The organism is Helicobacter pylori, assembly GCF_001653455.1.
In the GTDB taxonomy this organism is placed as follows: Bacteria; Campylobacterota; Campylobacteria; order Campylobacterales; family Helicobacteraceae; genus Helicobacter; species Helicobacter pylori_A.
This window is the reverse complement of record NZ_CP011486.1, coordinates 1024210-1043876: the sequence shown is the minus strand read 5'-3', so window position 1 is coordinate 1043876 and position 19667 is coordinate 1024210. Positions and strand designations below refer to the sequence as shown.

The window sequence follows — 19667 nt, the reverse complement described above, 5'->3', positions numbered from 1 at the left end:
ACTCTTTATTGCACCCCATCTACAACAGGCACAAATGAGCATTTTTCTAGCACTTTTTGGATGCGCAAGGCGTTATTTTGCTTCACAAAGCGTTTGATCACTTGCTCGTTATTTTCTTGAATGGGCGCAACTAAAATCCCGCCTTCTTCAAGCTGATCAACAAGCGCTTGCGGGATATTTTTAGCGCAAGCAGAGAATAAAATCCTATCATAGGGGGCGTATTGCTCCCAGCCCTTGTTCCCGTCAGCAAATTTGACATGAACATTATCTAAACCTAACGCTTTAAGGCGCGAACGCGCTTCTATATATAGGCTTTCAATCCTTTCAACGCTAAAAACGCGCCTAAAGATTTGAGAAAGCACCGCCGCTTGATAGCCGCTCCCGCAGCCAATTTCTAGCACGCTATCCACATGATCAATTTCTAAATATTGCGTCATTTTGGCCACGGTTAGGGGCGAAGAAATGTATTGTTGCGCTTGCATGGAAAGGGCGTTCAAAGTGTAGGCAAAATGCTTGAAAGGGGCTGGCACAAAAACCTCTCTTTCAATGTTCTCCATGGCCTCTCTCACTTTGGGGTGCAAATGAAAACGCTTATTGATTTCTTCGCACATCAAATGGTTTTTGATACTATTCAAACAAACCCCTTAAAAATCATCAAAACTCACGCTCCCTTTAGCGTAATTGCTCACCCTAGCTTCAAAGAAATTGGATCGTTGCTCATTGAAACTTGAAAAGCTCTCTACCCATTTAATGGGGTGTTGGACGCCATAAATTTTAGCGATACCCACCTTACTCAAACGGCTATCCGCTAAAAACTGGATGTATTGCTCAATCAAGCTTGAAGTAAGCCCTAAAATCTTGCCTTGCGTGATATAATCCCCCCATGAGGCTTCAATTTCTACCGCTTTTTTAAACATTTCTATGACTTCATCAATCAATTGCGGCGTGAATAAATCCGCTCTTTCATTCCTTAAAGCGTTGATCATGTTTTGGAATAAAATCAAGTGCGTTACCTCATCTCTTTGGATAAAACGAATCATTTGCGCCGATCCGAGCATTTTACCGCTCCTAGCTAAAGTGTAAAAATAGCTAAACCCGCTATAAAAATAAATCCCCTCTAAAATTTGATTTGCAAAAAGCGCTTTGAGGATGTTTTTTTCTGTGGGGTTTTTGGCTAATTCCATATACACCTGCGCGATATAATCGTTCTTGCTTTTTAATTGCATGTCATTACGCCACATGTCATAAATCTCTTCGGTATTAGCGCTTATGCTTTCTACCATCACCGCATACGCATGGCTGTGCAAGGCTTCTTCATAAGCTTGACGCACCAAACACAAATTGATTTCGGGACTGGTGATAAAGGGATTGACATTGTCAATTAAATTATTGGTTTGCAAGCTATCCATAAAGATGAGTTGCGCTAAAGCTCTGTCATAGCCGATCTTTTCTTCTGCGCTTAATTTTAAATAATCCCTTTTATCATCATTCATGCTCACTTCTTCAGCAAACCAAGTGTTAGCGAGCATCGTTTTCCATAAATGATCCGCCCATTGATATTTGATCTTGTTCAAATCAAACATGCTTGTAGGATTGCCCCCAAAAATCTTTCTTTCATTCACACTTTCTGTAGAATCGGGGTTGTAAATTTTCTTGCGTGAAACTTCCATTTGGTTCCTTAATTTTCCTTAAAACTATCTAATGATATAGTCTCGTTAGAATACCTTAAAAGAATTTAAAACTCCCTAAAGCCGGCAAAAACTCCAAATTTTAAAAAACTCCAATTTTTTCAGTATTTTTAAAGGATTAAAAGACTAGAATATCGCTTCTTTATTGTCTGTTCTTGCATGTAATGGTTGCGCGGAAGTGGCGAAATTGGTAGACGCACTAGACTTAGGATCTAGCGCCGCAAGGCATGAAGGTTCGATTCCTTTCTTCCGCACCATTATTATCTGCTGTTTTATTGCTTATTTAATCTGGTTTATTAAAACCCTCAAATGTCTTTAAAACGCCATGAGCGATGTTTTTTGCGTTCTCTAAATTTAAATTCGCATGGCAAGGCAAGGAAATTTCAGCGCCATAAAAATCCTCTGCACTTTTTAAAGGAGCGGTGTTAAAAAGCTGTTGGTATAACTGGTATTGATAAATGGGCTTGTAATGCACTTGGGCTAAAATACCAAGCTTGTGCAAATGTTCTAAAATGGCTCTTTTATTGGTAAAAAATTTTTGATGGATTAAAATAGGATAAAGGTGGTTGGAGCTTTTATGTTTTAAAGAAAGGTGCAAGGGGGTGAAATAAGGGTTGTCTTTAAAAATCCTGTCATAAACTAGAGCGATTTCTTCTCTTTTTTGCATCAAAAGAGAGGCTTTTTTAAGCTGGCTCAAACCCAAAGCGCTCTGGATTTCATTCAAACGGAAATTATACCCCACGCTCTTGACTTCGCCTTCAAAAAAATCTTTTTTAAGCATGCCATGAGAGCGAAACAATTTCATTTTTTCATATAATTCGCTATCGTTAGTAACGACCGCTCCCCCTTCAGCCGTGGTGATAGGCTTAATGGCATGGAAACTAAACACGCTCGCTAACGCAAAATTCCCTACTTTTTTATTGCAATACTCGCTCCCTAAAGCATGCGAGCTGTCAGAAAGGAAACTCAAAGAATGCTTTTTGCAAAGTTTTTGAATGCTTTCTACTTCCACGCTTTTACCGGCATAATCCACGCTCACAATGGCTTTAGTTTTTTTAGTGATAAGCTTTTCTAAAGCCATTTCATCTATATTGCCATCGTTTTTGACTCCAGCAAATATAGGTGTATAACCGCTCTCTAAAAGCATGTTCGCCGTCGCTACAAAGCTTATAGGGGTGGTGATTATTTCATTATAGTCAGCACTAAAATCGCTAAAATTCCTATAAAGAGCTAAAAGGGCTGAAGTCGCGCTATTAAACGCTAACGCATGCCTAACGCCCAAAAACTCGCACAAAGCCTCTTCAAATAAAAGAGAATACTTGCCTTGCGTGAGCTGCTTAGAATTTAGAACTTCTAAAACAGCCTTTTTATCTTCTTCATCTAAACAAGGCTCGCTATAAGCAAATGGTTTCAAGCGAGCAAATCTTGCAAGCGAGATGGCGTGATCTTGCTTGTGTCATGGACATCTTGGAATTTTTGAGCGTTCAATCTTGTCCTGTCTAGGGTGTTGTATTCCTTGTTCAAGTGGTTGGTTTCAGCGAGCTGTTTTTTCCACTGGTGCAAAGAATTTTGGATGTTTTCTTTCTCACTTTCTAACGATTTTGAAAATTTTTCCAAAGCCTTAGGGTCGTCAATATCAATATTGCTAGGGAGTTTCAAGCTGGCCGCATCATTGCCTAAATTTTGATTGAAAGCATCAATCGCCTTATCCAAACGATTTTTAAAATGCTTGAAATCGTTTTGATCTTTTTCATTGTTATGAGCGTAAGCCTTAGAAATACTCATCAGTTCTTTAGCGTCTTTATCCATGCTTTTTAAGCTTTTAAGACGGCTTTCTAAATTCCCTATAGCTAGGTTGTCCTGCTTAGCTTGTTTGGCTAATTTGATTTTTTCATCATTCTCTGAAAGGTTTTGAATTTCCTTATTTTCTTCTTTTCTTGTGTGCGAACTAACCCTTTGGGTATGGTAATCTTTCATCATCAAAGACGGGTTATAATTATTTGAAATCTTAGGCATCCTATCCTCCACTTCATTTGATTTTCTTAAAGATAAGACAAGCAAACTCTATTCCTATAAACATTATAATTTACTTAATCTTATCTAAAAATATTAATCTAACTCTAAAATCCTTTCTAATTCTTTGATGAGATTTGCAATTTCTTCCAATTCTTTAAGATGGAGAGTGAGCTTATAATTGACTTGATTATCAGGATTCATTGACACTAATTGCTTTTTAAATTCATTTTGTTTCATGAAGTATTTTCTTTCTTTATGAATGTAATGGATTTCATCTTTTTTAAAAACTCTATAAAGCAATTTGTTCTCGCACACTCCTAAGCCAATCAAAAAATCATAATTGTATCGTGGGTTTATGCCATTGAATTGAAAAGTGTTGTTAGCTCTGCCTTTTCGTGCGGTTTTAACTTCAAAAGACACGCCGCTTTTTGTCGTAATATCGTATTCATCATGAATAATGCCATCATTGATCACTTCGTCTATAGCGTTAAGCACGCTTTTTAAAAATTCTTCGCCAATCTGCCCTATAGCGTTGGCTTCAAAATCTCTAATTTTTGAAAAAATAGCGTTGTAATCTTGCCCTAAATTCAATTCTTTATGTTTTTTTTCAATAATTTTTAAAAAAGTTTGTTCTAAGTCCATCAATTATCCTTTAAATTATCCAAATGATCGTGTAGGGCTTGAAAAATATGGCTTTTGCCTAAATGATAGCAAGAATTAGTCGCTAAACTCGCGTATTTTGTCCAATCAATTTCTTGGAATAGTTTTTTTAACTTAGCGTTTAAAATCTCGTTAGCGCTAGTAAATACCACAGCAATACCAGATTGATACTTAACTTCTTCAAAGTTCTCTACAATTTGCGTGCTTTTATAAAAAGTTGATGAAATGTAAAAAGACGCTTTTTGATTAAAAATCCACTCTTTACCGCATTCTCTGTTTTTAGCCAATGAAACCGTGAAAACTTTGATATATTCGCTAAAGGGTTCTTTATGGCGATTCTTATACCAAGAAAATTCACTTTTTTTATTTTGATATTTTTTGCTCCAAATTTGAAACACGCAATGCACATCCACTTCTTTATTTTTAAAATCTATAAATGCATTTTTTTCTAAGCGTTCGCTATAAAGCAGATTCAAGCTTTTCACACGATACTTAATAGAGCCTTTTCCTTGACTTTCAAAAAACATGGGCAGGATAAAACACACAAAATCACAATTTCTAGCATGGTTGATAAATTCTAATGCCATAACCCCACGATGCCCAAAAGGAGGGTTGCCCAAGCAAATTATTTTTTGATGCGCGGGCAATTCATAATTTAAAAAATCGCATTGAATAAATCCATCTCTTTTAGGTTCAATATCTATACCAATGCGTCTATTTTTAGGGAACAAGTCATAAAACACCCCATCGCCTGCACTGGGCTCTAGAAAAATAAAGTCATCTAGCTTTTCGTATTTTTTAATAACTTCACAAGCTTTTTGAAAGCATTTTGAAGCCACGCTAGGTTTGGTGAAATATTGATCTAGAACATTGCTAGAATTTTCTTTCATTTCATTGCCATTGGCATAGCGTTTAGGGGTAATTTCTTTAAACAAGGTTTGCATGAAAAAATTTTACTACAAAACTACAAAACTTAACGCCGATTTTCTGATCGTTTAAAACCCTCAAACCATGCTTAAGAAAATCCTTAAAACTTAAAAATTTTCTTCTAAATACTTCGTGTGGATTTTTGCTTGCCTGAAATCTGCATTTTCAAGCATTTCAATATGAAAAGGAATGGTCGTTTTAATGCCTTCTACTTTAAATTCTTTCAAAGCCCTTTTCATTTTAGCGATCGCTCTTTCTCTGTTTTCACCCCACACAATGAGCTTGCCAATCATAGAATCATAATGCGTAGGCACGACATAATTGGCATGAGCATGCGAATCAAGGCGCACATTCACCCCACCAGGAGCGATCCATTCAGTGATTTTACCCGGGCTTGGGTAGAATTTTTTAGGATCTTCTGCAGTGATGCGGCATTCTATCGCATGCCCTTTGAGAGAAAAGCTTTCTTGCTTGGGCAATTCTTCGCCTTGAGCGATTCTAATCATCCACTCAATGAGGTTTAACCCGCTCACCATTTCACTAATGGTGTGTTCCACTTGCAAGCGGGTGTTCATCTCCATGAAATAAAAATCTTTCATGTTAGAATCAAGCAAAAATTCAAAAGTCCCAGCCCCCACATAGCCGATGTGTTTAGCGGCCTTGATCGCTGTTTCTAGCAAACGCTTACGGACGCTTTCTTCTAAAACCACCGCCGGGGTTTCTTCAATGAGCTTTTGTTGGCGTCTTTGCACGGAGCAATCCCTTTCACCCACATGAATGACATTGCCATGCTTATCGGCTAAAATTTGGACTTCAATGTGCTTGGGCTTGTTGATGAATTTTTCTAAATACACGCTCCCATCGCCAAATGCGCTCAAAGCTTCTGTTTCTGCGGCCAAATAGAGATTTTTTAACTTGGATTTATTTTCCACGACACGCATGCCTCTCCCACCCCCACCAGCGGCTGCTTTAATGATGACAGGATAGCCGATTTTATCAGCGATTTCTTCGGCTTCTTGATAGCTTTTAAGCAGCCCATCACTGCCCTCAATCACAGGCATGCCGGCTTCTTTCATCACGCTTTTGGCTTTAGATTTATCGCTCATTAAAGCCATCACTTTTGCGCTCGGGCCAATAAATTCCAAAGAATGGTGCGAGCAAATCTCTACAAAATTCTGATTTTCACTCAAAAACCCATACCCAGGGAAAATCGCATCCGCTTCAAACAATTCCGCCGCGCTAATAATGGCCGGGATATTCAAATAACTTTCACTGGATTTTGCCCCCCCTATGCACACTTTAGCGTTAGCCGTATTGAGATAGTGGGCGTCCTTATCAGCGATTGAATAAATCGCTATGGATTCTTTCCCCATTTCTTGAATGGTTTGGATCGCTCTTAAAGCGATCTCGCCTCTGTTAGCGATCAAAATGCGTGAAAGCTCTTTTTTTTCCACCTTTTTATGTTCTTTAGCCATGGATTTTAAAGCTTTTCTACTTTGATGAGTTTTGTGCCGTATTCTACCGGCTGAGCGTCTCCCACTTCAACAGAAACGACCTTGCAAGGGTATTCCACTTCAATTTCATTCATGATTTTCATCGCTTCTACAATGCCCACAACCTGCCCTTTTTTGAGCGTATCGCCCGCCTTGACATAAGGCTCAGCCCCAGGAGAGGGTGCATGGTAAAAAGTACCTACCATAGGCGAAAGCACAAAATCTTCTTTTTTATCCATAATAGGGGTGCATACCATAGGCACAGGGGCTTGAGCACTTGGCATGCTCGCTTCTACCATAATGGGGGTTGGAATGGGGGCTGAAGAATGAGTGGGATTTAGCGCGTTTTTATGTTTCACATAAGCGGATTCTTTATCTAAAACCAATTCAAAATGCTCTTGCTTTAATTTCAAATGCCCTAAATCAGAAGCTTTAAATTCTTTGATCAGTTCTTCAATTTCAGAAAGGTTCATAACAATTTATTCCTTATTTTAAAATACGCCACAAACACATAATCTTACCAACTATAAGCGTTTTTAGCAAAAAATTATTGTTATAATAACATAATTATTAACAAACTTTAAAGGCTTTATGCGTATGGGATTGAAAGCGGATTCTTGGATTAAAAAAATGAGTTTAGAGCATGGCATGATTAGCCCTTTTTGCGAAAAACAAGTCGGTAAAAATGTGATTAGCTATGGTTTGAGCAGTTATGGGTATGATATTAGAGTGGGGAGTGAGTTCATGCTCTTTGACAATAAAAACGCTTTGATTGACCCTAAAAACTTTGATCCTAACAATGCAACTAAAATTGATGCGAGCAAAGAAGGTTATTTTATTTTACCGGCTAACGCGTTCGCCCTAGCCCATACGATAGAGTATTTTAAAATGCCTAAAGACACTTTAGCGATTTGTTTAGGGAAAAGCACTTACGCCAGATGCGGAATTATTGTGAATGTTACGCCTTTTGAGCCAGAATTTGAAGGCTATATCACGATTGAAATTTCTAACACCACCAATTTACCCGCTAAAGTCTATGCAAATGAAGGGATCGCACAAGTGGTGTTTTTGCAAGGCGATGAGGTGTGCGAGCAAAGTTATAAGGACAGAGGCGGTAAGTATCAAGGGCAAGTGGGTATCACTTTGCCTAAGATCTTAAAGTGATTTTAAAAAAAGATGAAAGCCTTTACCCGTTGGCGTTTTTGCTTTTGATATAAACGATACTGCAATTTCTCAAAAATGTATTATAATAAGAAAATTCAGTCTTTATTAAGTTACAGACTCTTTTAGAGTAAAACACTAAAGGAAAATATTATGCTAAAACTCGTTAGTAAAACGATTTGTTTGTCTTTAATTGGCCTATTCAATCCTTTAGAAGCCTTTCAAAAAAATCAAAAAGACGGCTTTTTTATAGAAGCCGGGTTTGAAACCGGGCTATTAGAAGGCACACAAACCAAAGAACAAACAATAACCCAAAACACCCAAAATCCCTATGAAAGCCCCCTAACCCACCCACAAACTAAAGAGCAAACTAAAGGCGATACAGCCACCCCACAAAGCGCTTACGGAAAATACTACATACCCCAAAGCACGATTTTAAAAAACGCCACGGCTCTATTCACCACGGACAATATAGAAAATGGCTTAACTTTTTATTCTCAAAACCCTGTGTATGCGAATATGGTTAATGGGAGCGTAACTATACAAAACTTTCTGCCTTACAATTTAAACAATGTTGAACTGAGTTTTAATTAGTGGGGGGGTTATAGCAAAAGGTTAGGATCTTAAGGTTTTAAAATCTTGTTTTTAAAACTTTTGCGATACCCCCTAAACTTGCGCGATGCTCGCTACAAACACGCATGCACTCTCAGATTTTAGCACCATATCTAACGGGATACGATAAATTTCACGCTCTTTAAATTGCTCTCTTTCTGGCTCGCTAAAGCCCCCTTCAGGCCCTATGATAACGCCCTTTTCAGCATTAAAATTGGTTTGTAATGTTTTGCCGTTAAAATCCAAAACGCTCGCTTTAGGGTAGGCTTTTAGCATTTCTTTGGTGTTGGAAAACACTTCCAATTCCATTAAAGCGCTACGGCCGCATTGCTCGCAAGAATTGATCAAAATCTTTTGAAAGTGCTCTAACTTGGCGCTGTCTATTTTTTCATTACGCTGGCTAAAATCCGCATAAAATAAACTCAATTTACTCACGCCTAATTGGTTAAGAAAGGGCAACATTTTTTCAATGCTTTTGATTTCAATCACGCTTAAAATCAAATGCGTTTTTTTGCTAGCCATGACTTCTAATTCTTGTTGGCTCACTAACCTTAAAAGGGCGTGTTTTTTAGTGATTTCTGTATGCTCATAGGTGTATAAAAAATTGTCGTTTAAGTTTCTTAAATCCAAACCACTCGCGCTTTTGATGCGCCTTGATCGGTATAAATGCGTATAACTTTCGCCCTCTATTTTTAAAGCAGGCTCTTTGGCTAAAGGATGATAGACAAAACGCATTCAAAGACCCATTAACACGATGATCAGAATTGTTTCTAAAAAATACAGGATTTTAGCTTTTTTGATATACGCTTCCATCCGCTCTTTTTTAGTGATGGCGAATTTCACGCTTTTATGGCGTTTGATTTCTGCTATCAGCATTAACAATAACCCCAAAAGCATGACAACAGCGCTAAAAGAAAATTCAAATTGCTGCATCGCCCAAATAAAAATCCCGCTCAAAAGAGCGATGCTTAAAAGGATGTAAATTGCGGGCATGACAAGATAGATTTTTCGGTTTAATTGGATAAAATTCTTTTCTTTAAAAAGGGTGTAAAGATTGATCATAAAGGCTAGGGCGAGCATGGCTGCAAAAAAAGCATGGATAAGCAAGGATTGAGCCATCACAGAAGAATCTTGTGTATTTAATGCCTGCAAACTCATCTCCAACATTAACTTCTTTCTAATGATTTATTTTTTATTAATCGTTTTATTCTATCATGTGCTAATGGATTTAGTAGATGAAAAGCTTAATAATTTAGAAAATAACGCTGTAAAATTCCCTAAAGAAGCAGTTATTCTTTTGAATATGGGAGGGCCTAACAGCCTTTATGAAGTGGGGGTGTTTTTAAAAAACATGTTTGATGACCCCCTTATCCTTACCATTAAAAATAATTTCATGCGTAAAATGGTGGGTAAAATGATCGTCAATAGCCGCATAGAAAAATCCAAAAAGATCTATGAAAAATTAGGAGGCAAATCCCCTTTAACGCCTATCACATTCGCCCTTACAGAGCGTTTGAACCAATTAGATCCTTCTCGTTTTTACACTTATGCAATGCGTTATACCCCCCCTTATGCGTCCATGGTGTTGCAAGATTTAGCTTTAAAAGAGGTAGAAAGCCTGGTGTTTTTTTCCATGTATCCTCAATATTCTAGCACCACCACGCTTTCTAGTTTCAATGACGCTTTTAACGCCCTAAAATCTTTAGAAACTTTCCGCCCTAAAGTGCGAGTGATAGAGCGCTTTTATGCGAGCGAAAAACTTAATGAAATCATTTTAAACACGATTCTAAGCGCCCTAAACAACCACAAAAGCCAGGATTTTGTCCTAATTTTTTCCGTCCATGGCTTGCCTAAAAGCATTATTGATGCCGGCGATACTTACCAACAAGAATGCGAGCATCATGTGAGTTTGTTAAAAGATTTGATGCAACAAAAAAATATCCCTTTTAAAGAGGTTTTACTCTCTTACCAATCCAAGCTAGGGCCTATGAAATGGCTAGAGCCAAGCACTGAGGAATTGATAGAAAAGCACCGCAAGTCTAACATCATCATCTACCCTTTGGCTTTCACGATTGACAATTCTGAAACGCTCTATGAATTAGAAATACAATACCGCTTGATGGCAGAGCGCTTAGCGATTAAAGAGTATTTAGTTTGCCCGTGTTTAAACGATTCTATAGAGTTTGCAAAGTTCATTATTGAACGGGTTAAAAACCTCAAAGACGGATAAAATATGCATCAAAAAGCGATTATTGTAGTAAGATACTGAGTTTTCAAACCCATTAAAAGATAAAGGTTATTGCATGTTTTCATTCTCTTATGTTTCCAAGAAATTTTTAAGCGTTTTGCTATTGATTTCGCTAGTTTTAAGCGCTTGCAAGTCCAACAACAAGGACAAATTAGACGAAAATCTTTTAAGCTCTGGCTCTCAAAGCTCCAAAGAATTAAACGATGAGCGAGACAATATAGACAAAAAGAGTTACGCCGGTTTAGAAGATGTTTTTCTAAACAATAAGTCCATTAGCCCTAATAATAAATACATGCTGTTAGTTTTTGGCCGTAATGGTTGCGCTTATTGTGAAAGGCTGAAAAACGATCTTAAAAATGTCAAAGAATTGCGCGACTATATTAAAGAGCGTTTTAGCGCTTACTATGTCAATATCAGCTACTCTAAAGAGCATAATTTTAAGGTCGGCGATAAAAGTAATGAAAAAGAAATCAAAATGTCTACTGAAGAATTAGAGCAAATTTATGCCGTCCAATCCACCCCTACGATTGTTTTATCTGACAAAACCGGTAAAACCATCTATGAATTGCCCGGTTACATGCCCTCTACACAATTTTTAGCCGTGCTAGAATTTATCGGCGATGGGAAGTATCAAGACACGAAAAACGATGAGGATCTCACTAAAAAATTAAAGGCTTACATCAAGTATAAAACCAACCTTTCTAAAAGCAAGTCTAACTAGGAAAGTCTAATGAAAAATCTCAAAAGCCTGCTTTCTTTTTTGCTGGCTTCTTTTTGGGTCGCTATCCCTTTAATCGCTCTTTACGCTTTGGCATGCGCGATAGCCACTTTTATAGAAAACGACTACGGCACGAGCGCGAGTAAGGCTATTGTGTATAACACCCCATGGTTTAATTTTTTGCATGGGTATTTGCTGGTGGTTTTAATAGGCGCATTCATCAAATCTAAAGCTTTGGAGCGCAAAAGGTATGCGAGCCTTTTTTTCCACAGCTCCTTGATTTTAATCATTTTAGGGGCAGCGATCACGCGTTTTTTTGGCGTGGAAGGTCTTATGCATGTGCGAGAAAATAGCGTTCAAAGCTCTTTTGAAAGCGCAGACACTTACCTTAATATCGCTTTGAATGACACCACTAAACTTTCTTTAAAAACGCCTTTAACTTTTTATCATTCCAAACGATTAAGGCCCATTCATGCCACTTTAGATCACAAGCCTTTAATTCTAGAACCTTTAGAGATCTATAAGCAAAACGCCATTAAAAAAGATGACGCTACTATTTTAGTGCTAAAAGCGACTTATAATGGCGTGAGCCGCAAATTCAACCTCATTAAAACCAACAGGAATGAAGGCATAGAAGAGAGCGAAATGTTTAAAGACGACAAGCTTTCTTTAAGTTTTGGATCGGCTGATATTGAATTGCCTTTCCAAATCAAATTGAAGCGTTTTGAATTAGAACGCTACGCTGGCTCTATGAGCCCTTCATCTTACGCTTCAGAAGTGGAAGTTTTGAAATTGGATAATACCTTAATCAAACCTTATAGGATTTTTATGAACCATGTCTTAGACTATGAAGGCTATCGCTTTTTCCAATCTTCCTATGACATGGATGAAAAAGGCACGATCCTTTCTGTCAATAAAGACCCGGGTAAAATCCCCACTTATTTAGGGTATGCGATGCTTATTTTAGGGGCTTTGTGGTTGCTTTTGGATAAAAACGGGCGTTTTTTAAAGCTTTCACGCTTTTTAAAATCCCAACAAATGGCTAGTTTCTTACTCGCTTTTATTATGATCAGCCCCTTAACCCATTCATTCGCCAATGAGAGCCAAATTGATATGCATGGGGGCAAAAGCGCTTCAATTGAGCGACAAAGCGTAGAAAATTCCGCTAACAAAGAAGATTCTAAAAGCGTTATTTTAGAGCGTTTGAAGCATTTGAGAGAGTATTCCAAAGACCATTTGAAAGCCTTTCAAAGGCTTCAAGTCCAGGATTTTGACGGGCGTATCAAGCCCCTTGACACCATTAGCATTGAATATATTCATAAAATTTTAAGAAAAGATGATTTTCAAGGGCTAAACGCTATGCAAGTGCTTTTAGGGATCATGTTTTTCCCTGATGATTGGCGCAGCGTTAAGATGATTTACACTTCCACTAAAGCCTTAAGAAAACTTATTGGCACGCCTTTAGATGAAAGCCGTATCGCTTTTAGAGATGTGTTTGATAGCCGTGGGTATAAATTGAAAAATTTAGTTGAAGAAGTCAATCAAAAATCCCCCAACGAGCGCAACGAGTTGGATAAAGATGTCTTAAAAGTGGATGAACGCATCAACTTAGTTTATACGCTTTTTAGCGCCCAATTTTTACGCATTTTCCCTAGCGATAAAACCAGCGCTTGGCTCTCGCCCATTGAAGCGATCAACAGCCCTAACAAAGAAATTTCAAGCGTGGCGCAAGATTTTTTAAAAAATATGTTTAGCGGGTTTGATGACGCTTTAAAAGCCAATCAATGGGATAAAGTAGAAAAAACCCTACAAGATTTAAGCGCCTATCAGCAAGAGCATGCCAAAAACCTCTATTTGCCCTCTTCTAAAGTTGATTCTGAAATTTTCTTAAACCACACGAATTTTTTTAACAGCCTGACCTTGCCTTATATTTTTCTTGGGCTGTTGCTTTTCATCGTTGTGATCAGTTCCCTCATTAAAAACACCCCCCCTAATATTTGGCTTATTAGAATCCTTTATACCGCTATCTTGCTTTGCACTCTCGCTCATTCTATGGGGCTATTTTTGCGCTGGTATGTGAGCGGGCATTCGCCTTGGAGTAACGCTTATGAATCCATGCTCTATATCGCATGGGCTTCTGTGATCGCAGGGTTTATTTTACGCTCCAAACTCGCCTTATCCGCTTCTAGTTTTCTAGCCGGTATCGCGCTCTTTGTGGCTCATTTAGGCTTTATGGACCCGCAAATTGGTCATTTAGTGCCGGTGTTAAAATCTTATTGGCTCAATATCCATGTTTCTGTCATTACCGCTAGTTATGGCTTTTTAGGCTTGTGTTTTGTGCTAGGGATTTTGAGTTTGGTTTTGTTTATTTTGCGCAAACAAGGGCGTTCCAATTTGGATAAAACCATTCTTTCCATTAGCGCTATCAATGAAATGAGCATGATTTTAGGCCTGTTCATGCTCACGGCCGGGAATTTTTTAGGCGGAGTATGGGCGAATGAATCTTGGGGGCGCTATTGGGGGTGGGACCCTAAAGAAACTTGGGCGTTGATTTCTATTTGCGTCTATGCTTTGATCTTGCATTTGCGTTTTTTAGGCTCTCAAAATTGGCCCTTTATGTTAGCGAGCAGCAGCGTGCTAGGGTTTTACTCGGTTTTGATGACTTATTTTGGCGTGAATTACTACCTTTCTGGCTTGCACAGCTATGCCGCAGGCGATCCCTTGCCGATCCCTACTTTCTTGTATTTTTTGGTAGCGATACCTTTTATGCTCGTGGTTTTGGCGTATTTCAAACGCCATTTGAGTTTGCCGAAATTGGTTTAAGGGATAAAATGTTCCAACCTTTATTAGATGCTTTTGTAGAAAGCGCTTCAATTAAAAAAAAAATTGCATATAAGTTCCCCCCCCCTAAAAATCGCTGTGGCGAATTGGTGGGGAGGCGCTAAAGAATTTAAAAAGAGCGTTCTTTATTTTATTCTCAGTCGGTGCTATAAAATCGCTATTCATGAAAACCCCAACAAACCCGCAGACCTAGTCTTTGGCAGTCCTGTTGGGGAGGCTAGAAAAATCCTCTCCTACCAAAACGCTAAACGAGTGTTTTATACGGGTGAAAATGAAGTCCCTAATTTCAACCTCTTTGATTACGCCATAGGCTTTGATGAATTGGATTTTAAAGAGCGTTATTTGAGAATGCCTTTATATTATGCAAGTTTGCATTATAAGGCTCAAAGCGTGAATGACACCACCGCACCCTACAAACTCAAATCTGATAGCCTTTATACTTTAAAAAAGCCCTCCCATAAATTTAAAGAAAACCACCCCAATTTATGCGCTGTAGTGAAAGGCGAGAGCGATCCTTTCAAAAGAGGGTTTGCAAGTTTTGTCGCCAGCAATCCTAACGCCCCTAAAAGGAACGCTTTCTATGAGGCTTTAAACGCTATTGAGCCGGTCACTGGGGGAGGAGCAGTGAAAAACACTTTAGGCTATCATGTCAAAAACAAGAGCGAGTTTTTAAGCCAATACAAGTTCAATCTGTGTTTTGAAAACACTTTAGGCTATGGCTATGTTACTGAAAAAATCATTGACGCTTATTTCAGCCACACTATCCCTATTTATTGGGGGAGTCCTAGCGTGGCAAAAGATTTTAACCCTAAAAGTTTTGTGAATGTGCATGATTTTAAAGATTTTGATGAAGCGATTGATTATATAAGATACTTGCACACGCACCCAAACGCTTATTTAGACATGCTTTATGAAAACCCTTTAAATGAAATTGATGGGAAAGCTTATTTTTACCAAAATTTGAGTTTTAAAAAAATCTTAGATTTTTTTAAAACCATTTTAGAAAACGACACGATTTATCATAATAACCCTTTCACTCTTTATCGTGATTTGCATGAGCCGCTAATATCCATTGAGTAAAATTGGGGGTAAATCAAACCCCTTGGGCTATCATCGCAGATGCTACCTTTCTAAACCCAGCGATATTAGCCCCTAAAACGAAATTAGTAGGGTCTTTAAACTCTTTAGCGGTTTGAGAGACATTTTTATAAATCTCTTTCATAATATGGTGCAATTTCGCATCCACCACTTCAAAACTCCACGGGTGCATGCTCGCATTTTGCGCCATTTCCAAACCGCTCACGCTCACCCCTCCAGCATTAGCTGCCTTGCCCAAACCATAAGAAATTTTAGCCTGCAAAAACAATTCAACCGCTTCATTGCTTGAGGGCATGTTCGCCCCTTCAACCACGCATTTACACCCGTTAGAAAGGAGAATTTTGGCGTCTAAAACGCTCAATTCATTTTCTGTCGCGCTAGGAAAAGCCGCAAAACAAGGCACATGCCATATCGCATTCCCCCCTTTGGGGTAGTTTTCTGTGGGCGTGTATTTCGCGCTCTTTTTTTCTAAAGCGTATTCTTCAATCCTCCCACGACGAACCTCTTTAATCTCTTTTAAAAGATCTAAATCAATGCCCTCTTTATCATAAATCATGCCATTAGAATCGCTTGCAGTTACCGGTTTAGCGCCTATTTGAAGCAATTTTTCAATGGTATAAATAGCGACATTACCGCTCCCAGAAACGCTGCAAACCTTACCCTCTAAAGAGCTGTTTCTTTCTTGCAACATTTCTTCAGCAAAATACACGCACCCATAACCGGTAGCTTCTTTTCGGCACAAACTCCCCCCATAAGTAAGCCCCTTACCGGTCAATACGCCCTCAAAACGATTGACTAATTTTTTGTATTGCCCAAACAAATAGCCAATCTCTCTTTCACCCACTCCAATATCCCCAGCTGGCACATCGGTTGTGGCTCCAATATGGCGGTATAATTCATTCATGAACGCCTGGCAAAAACGCATGATCTCATGCTCGCTCTTCCCTTTAGGGTCAAAATCGCTCCCCCCCTTAGCGCCCCCCATAGCCAAAGTGGTGAGCGAATTTTTCAACACTTGCTCAAAGCCTAAGAATTTGATCACGCTTTCATTCACGCTAGGGTGGAACCTCAATCCCCCTTTATAAGGGCCAATAGCCGAATTGAATTCAACTCTACACCCCCGATTGACTTGGATTTGATTGTTGTCATCTAGCCAACACACCCTAAAAAAAATCTCTCTTTCAGGCTCAACCAAACGCTCTAAAATCGCATGCTTTTCATAACTTTTATCGCTGTCTAAAAGGGGTTTTAACGAAGTGATAGCCTCATAGACAGCCTGGTGGAACTCTTTTTGATAAGGGTATTTTTTTTGTAAAGACTGGAGGATTTTTTCAATATACATGAGCGACATCCTTTATTGTTTTTAGTGTTTTTATTGTAACACTAAAAGGGTAATTAAGTTTTAATTTGATCTTAAAAAACTTTTTAAAATGCCCACAAACCCTCTATCAAAGTCGCTCAAATCCTTGTAAAACTCTGCATCATAACCGCAAAATTCCAAGCATTCTTTCAAGCTTTCCAACTGATCATGCCCCATTTCACAAACCAAAAAAGGGATTTTTAATCCAGCGGCTAAAAAAATGATTTCTTTTAAGATTTCATCGCCTTTAACCCCCCCAAAAAGGGCTTTGTGCGGTTCTTTTAAAACGGATTTATCCAAAGGATAATTTTTAGCGATATAGGGCGGGTTAGAAACAAGCATGGGTGTTGTTGGCATGTGATCCCAAAGATGCGTTTGTTTTAAAAAAATACGCTCCTTTAAATCAAAGCGTTCAATATTTTTTGACGCCACTTCTAAAGCGTTGGGTGAAATATCGCTCGCATGAATAGAGAGATTAGGGTTTTCTAAAGCCAAACTCACCGAAACACAAGCGCTCCCTATGCCGATTTCGCCCACCTCTTTTAAATGGTATTGAGCGATAATATCCAACGCTTTTTGGACTAAAATCTCCGTTTCAGGCCGTGGGATTAAAACATGCTCATTCACAAAAAAAGAACGCCCATAAAAATCACAGCTTTCTAATAAATACTCTATGGGGTAGTCGTTCAAGCACTTTTCCACCAATTCAAAAAAGCGCATTTCTTCTTTGTGGCTTAATTCCAAATAGGCATGCGTGTGCAAAAAAACCCTTTCTTTTTGCAAAACAAAGCCCAGTAAAATTTCAGACTCTAACCCCCCCCTAAAACCTTTTTGGGATAATTCTTTTTTGGCTTTGTTTAGGGCTTGTGAAAGGGTCATTCAATTTCGTAATCCAAAGCTTTCAAGCGTTCTAAAAGCGGTGGGTGCGTGAAATGCAAGAAAACATAAAAGGGGTGCGAATAGGGGAAAGCCTTATTTTCATTGACAATGGACACTAAAGCTTTAGCTAGAGTCTCTTTAGAGCTTAAGCTCGCCCCAAATTTGTCGGCGTTGTATTCATTTTTGCGGCTAAAAAACCCGATCAAAGGCATGGCGTAAAAGGAAAATACCGGCAAAAACAAGAGTAAAATCGCAATCAAACTCGCTGGCGTTTGCGAGACATTAAAGCCTTCAAAAACCAATGGCGGCAAATGAGCGATCAGAGCAAAAACCAAAGCGAGCAAGCCCCCCATAATCCCTAAACTTTTTAACAAATCGTTATTTTTAAAATGCCCCAACTCATGCCCTAAAATCGCTAAAAGCCCCTCTGTCCCAACTTTAGAAAGCAAAGTGTCAAACAACACCACTCGTTTATTCTTGCCCAAGCCCCCAAAATACGCATTCAAACGCCCATCTCTCTTGCTAGCGTCCATCACAAAAATGCCTTCGGATTTAAAACCCACTTTATCCATCATGCTTTCAATTTGCTTTTCTAAATCCCTATTGTTTAAGGGGGTGAATTGGTTGAAAAGCTGCGCGATTTTAGGGTAAAAAAGGTTAGCCAAAATCATGAAAACAAACACGACAAAAAACGAGCTGATCTCCCAATGCTCTACATGTTCAATGATCATAATGAGGGTGTAAATCAACAACAACCCCACGCCTAAAGTGAGTAAAAAGCCTTTGAAAAAATCCTTAAAAAACAACGACAAGCTCACCTTAGAAAAGCCAAATTCCTTATCCAAATGCATGGTGGTGTAGTAATTAATGGGCAAGGATAAAACGCTTTGAATCGCTAAAAACAACAACGCAAACACCAAGTAACCGAGCGTTTCAGGAAGATTCAAATAATGCATTAAATCTTCTAAATGCGTCAAGCCAAAAAAGACCCAGCCAGCAAAGATGATGCCGTCTAAAATTTGAGAAATGATGGATAATTGCATTTTCCTAATCGCATAATGACCCGCTTCTTCATAATCCTTTTGAGAAAGTAAAATAGGCCTCTCGCAGAGCTTTTGGCGGATGCATTTCAATTGCAAAATATCGCCCACAATGTAAGGAGTCGTAAAAAAGAGCAAGTAGAAAATACAAATTATCATATCTATCCATACATCAAGCATGTTCTAAACTCCTTTTTCATTAAATTTACCAATAAAAGTGCAGGAATTATAACAATTTTTCAAAAATTTGCTATAAAATTAAATAAATATGGTAAAAAAAAGGGGGTACTTTTGAGTGTTTTTAATTCAAGTGGATAGTAAAAAGCCGTGTTATCCAACCCACTATAAAAAGGTTTGTCATGCCCTATGCTTTTAAAAAGCGTTTTTTGATGGTTTATCTTTTTTCTACCTTGCTTTTAGTGGGGGTTTTGTTAGCGTCATTTTTCTTTTATGCAAAAAACAACCTCTTAGAAAACACCCAAATACGCATGCAATACACCGCTGATGTTATCGCTAAAAGCCTTTTAGAACTCAATAATACCTCTTCTTTAGAGCCTTTAAAAATCCTAGAAGAGCGATTCAAAAACACCCCCTTTGTCTTATTGGATACAGACAATAAGGTCAAGTTTTCCAATGTTGGGGCGTTTGTGATTTCTTTTAAAAAGGAAGCCTTAATCAAAACCCCCTATTTTGTGCTTAAAAAACAGGGTTTTTACCTCATAGATGACGCTCCAAATAACCGCTTAGGGGTTTCTAAAATCATTATTATAGAAGAAGAAATTCAAAAAACCTTTATCCCCCTTTATAAAATGATAGGCTATGCGTTTTTGGGTGCGAGTTTGTTTGTCGCATTGATAGCCAGATGGCTTTATCAAATGAAAATCCAATAAGATCGCTTTTTAAGAGATGATCGCTTGATTAAAACA

General features: G+C 38.4%; 19 protein-coding genes, 1 tRNA gene and 1 pseudogene. 8 read left to right on the top strand and 13 right to left on the bottom strand.

Annotated elements, in window-relative coordinates; translation table 11 throughout:
* Positions 1-5 precede the first annotated feature (5 nt).
* Together pcm and AA977_RS04905 are read right to left on the bottom strand one after the other, a co-directional pair.
* On the bottom strand, positions 6-635 hold the full coding sequence (pcm, locus tag AA977_RS04910; protein WP_064434802.1) for a protein-L-isoaspartate O-methyltransferase: 630 nt from the start codon (positions 633-635) through the stop codon (positions 6-8).
* A 9-nt stretch (positions 636-644) separates the two neighbouring features.
* Positions 645-1670: a ribonucleotide-diphosphate reductase subunit beta gene (locus AA977_RS04905; RefSeq protein WP_000453990.1), complete on the bottom strand. Its 1026-nt coding sequence runs from the start codon at positions 1668-1670 to the stop codon at positions 645-647.
* Between the two features lie 190 nt (positions 1671-1860).
* Here AA977_RS04905 and AA977_RS04900 point away from each other — a divergent pair.
* Positions 1861-1945: transfer RNA gene (locus AA977_RS04900), tRNA-Leu, on the top strand.
* Between the two features lie 26 nt (positions 1946-1971).
* Here the strand turns inward: AA977_RS04900 and pseC are convergent.
* The 6 genes from pseC to accB form a co-directional block, all read right to left on the bottom strand.
* Positions 1972-3102, bottom strand: a complete 1131-nt coding sequence (gene pseC / locus AA977_RS04895) for a UDP-4-amino-4,6-dideoxy-N-acetyl-beta-L-altrosamine transaminase (protein WP_064434801.1) — start codon at positions 3100-3102, stop codon at positions 1972-1974.
* Positions 3099-3704, bottom strand: coding sequence for a hypothetical protein (locus AA977_RS04890; protein ID WP_064435204.1), 606 nt, complete (start codon positions 3702-3704; stop codon positions 3099-3101). Before AA977_RS04890 ends, pseC begins: the two co-directional genes overlap by 4 nt.
* 93 nt (positions 3705-3797) lie before the next feature.
* The gene (locus AA977_RS04885; RefSeq protein WP_064434800.1) at positions 3798-4346 is read right to left on the bottom strand and encodes a hypothetical protein; all 549 of its coding nucleotides are present in this window, start codon (positions 4344-4346) and stop codon (positions 3798-3800) included.
* The gene (locus AA977_RS04880; RefSeq protein WP_064434799.1) at positions 4346-5308 is read right to left on the bottom strand and encodes a hypothetical protein; all 963 of its coding nucleotides are present in this window, start codon (positions 5306-5308) and stop codon (positions 4346-4348) included. Before AA977_RS04880 ends, AA977_RS04885 begins: the two co-directional genes overlap by 1 nt.
* Positions 5309-5398: 90 nt before the next feature.
* A complete protein-coding gene (locus AA977_RS04875) occupies positions 5399-6766 on the bottom strand; it encodes an acetyl-CoA carboxylase biotin carboxylase subunit (protein ID WP_064434798.1) in 1368 nt (455 codons plus the stop codon).
* Between the two features lie 5 nt (positions 6767-6771).
* Positions 6772-7257, bottom strand: a complete 486-nt coding sequence (accB, locus tag AA977_RS04870) for an acetyl-CoA carboxylase biotin carboxyl carrier protein (protein ID WP_064434797.1) — start codon at positions 7255-7257, stop codon at positions 6772-6774.
* Between the two features lie 124 nt (positions 7258-7381).
* Between accB and dcd the strand changes: the two genes are divergently transcribed.
* The gene (gene dcd, locus AA977_RS04865) at positions 7382-7948 is read left to right on the top strand and encodes a dCTP deaminase (RefSeq protein WP_000523107.1); all 567 of its coding nucleotides are present in this window, start codon (positions 7382-7384) and stop codon (positions 7946-7948) included.
* A 150-nt stretch (positions 7949-8098) separates the two neighbouring features.
* Positions 8099-8533: pseudogene (locus AA977_RS04860) on the top strand (hypothetical protein); the annotation flags it as partial.
* Between the two features lie 78 nt (positions 8534-8611).
* Here the strand turns inward: AA977_RS04860 and AA977_RS04855 are convergent.
* Both AA977_RS04855 and AA977_RS04850 read right to left on the bottom strand, forming a co-directional pair.
* Positions 8612-9292 (bottom strand): 16S rRNA (uracil(1498)-N(3))-methyltransferase, encoded by a 681-nt coding sequence (locus AA977_RS04855; RefSeq protein WP_064434795.1) that lies wholly within the window; start codon positions 9290-9292, stop codon positions 8612-8614.
* Positions 9293-9724 carry a hypothetical protein gene (locus tag AA977_RS04850; RefSeq protein WP_064434794.1) on the bottom strand — a complete coding sequence of 144 codons (432 nt, stop codon included), beginning with the start codon at positions 9722-9724 and terminating at the stop codon, positions 9293-9295. It lies immediately after the preceding gene.
* 55 nt (positions 9725-9779) lie between these two features.
* Between AA977_RS04850 and hemH the strand changes: the two genes are divergently transcribed.
* From hemH to AA977_RS04830, 4 genes are all read left to right on the top strand, one after another.
* Positions 9780-10787, top strand: a complete 1008-nt coding sequence (hemH, locus tag AA977_RS04845) for a ferrochelatase (RefSeq protein ID WP_064435203.1) — start codon at positions 9780-9782, stop codon at positions 10785-10787.
* A gap of 73 nt (positions 10788-10860) precedes the next feature.
* Positions 10861-11526 (top strand): SoxW family protein, encoded by a 666-nt coding sequence (locus AA977_RS04840; protein ID WP_064434793.1) that lies wholly within the window; start codon positions 10861-10863, stop codon positions 11524-11526.
* 9 nt (positions 11527-11535) lie between these two features.
* On the top strand, positions 11536-14346 hold the full coding sequence (ccsA, locus tag AA977_RS04835; protein ID WP_064434792.1) for a cytochrome c biogenesis protein CcsA: 2811 nt from the start codon (positions 11536-11538) through the stop codon (positions 14344-14346).
* A gap of 69 nt (positions 14347-14415) precedes the next feature.
* Positions 14416-15444, top strand: coding sequence for a glycosyltransferase family 10 domain-containing protein (locus AA977_RS04830; protein ID WP_253764847.1), 1029 nt, complete (start codon positions 14416-14418; stop codon positions 15442-15444).
* Positions 15445-15457: 13 nt separating this feature from the next.
* On the opposite strand, the gene gdhA is transcribed toward AA977_RS04830, so the two are convergent.
* Genes gdhA through AA977_RS04815 form a run of 3 tightly spaced genes read right to left on the bottom strand, consistent with a single transcriptional unit; the run spans position 15458 to position 18921 of the window.
* A complete protein-coding gene (gene gdhA / locus AA977_RS04825) occupies positions 15458-16804 on the bottom strand; it encodes an NADP-specific glutamate dehydrogenase (RefSeq protein ID WP_064434791.1) in 1347 nt (448 codons plus the stop codon).
* Positions 16805-16864: 60 nt separating this feature from the next.
* Complete coding sequence (locus tag AA977_RS04820) at positions 16865-17701, bottom strand: peptide chain release factor N(5)-glutamine methyltransferase (RefSeq protein WP_064434790.1); 837 nt, start codon at positions 17699-17701, stop codon at positions 16865-16867.
* Entirely contained in the window at positions 17698-18921 is a 1224-nt protein-coding gene (locus AA977_RS04815) for a M48 family metallopeptidase (RefSeq protein ID WP_064434789.1), read from the bottom strand. Before AA977_RS04815 ends, AA977_RS04820 begins: the two co-directional genes overlap by 4 nt.
* A gap of 179 nt (positions 18922-19100) precedes the next feature.
* On the opposite strand from AA977_RS04815, the gene AA977_RS04810 reads away from it, so the two are divergent.
* Positions 19101-19631 (top strand): hypothetical protein, encoded by a 531-nt coding sequence (locus tag AA977_RS04810; protein WP_064434788.1) that lies wholly within the window; start codon positions 19101-19103, stop codon positions 19629-19631.
* Positions 19632-19667: the final 36 nt, after the last annotated feature.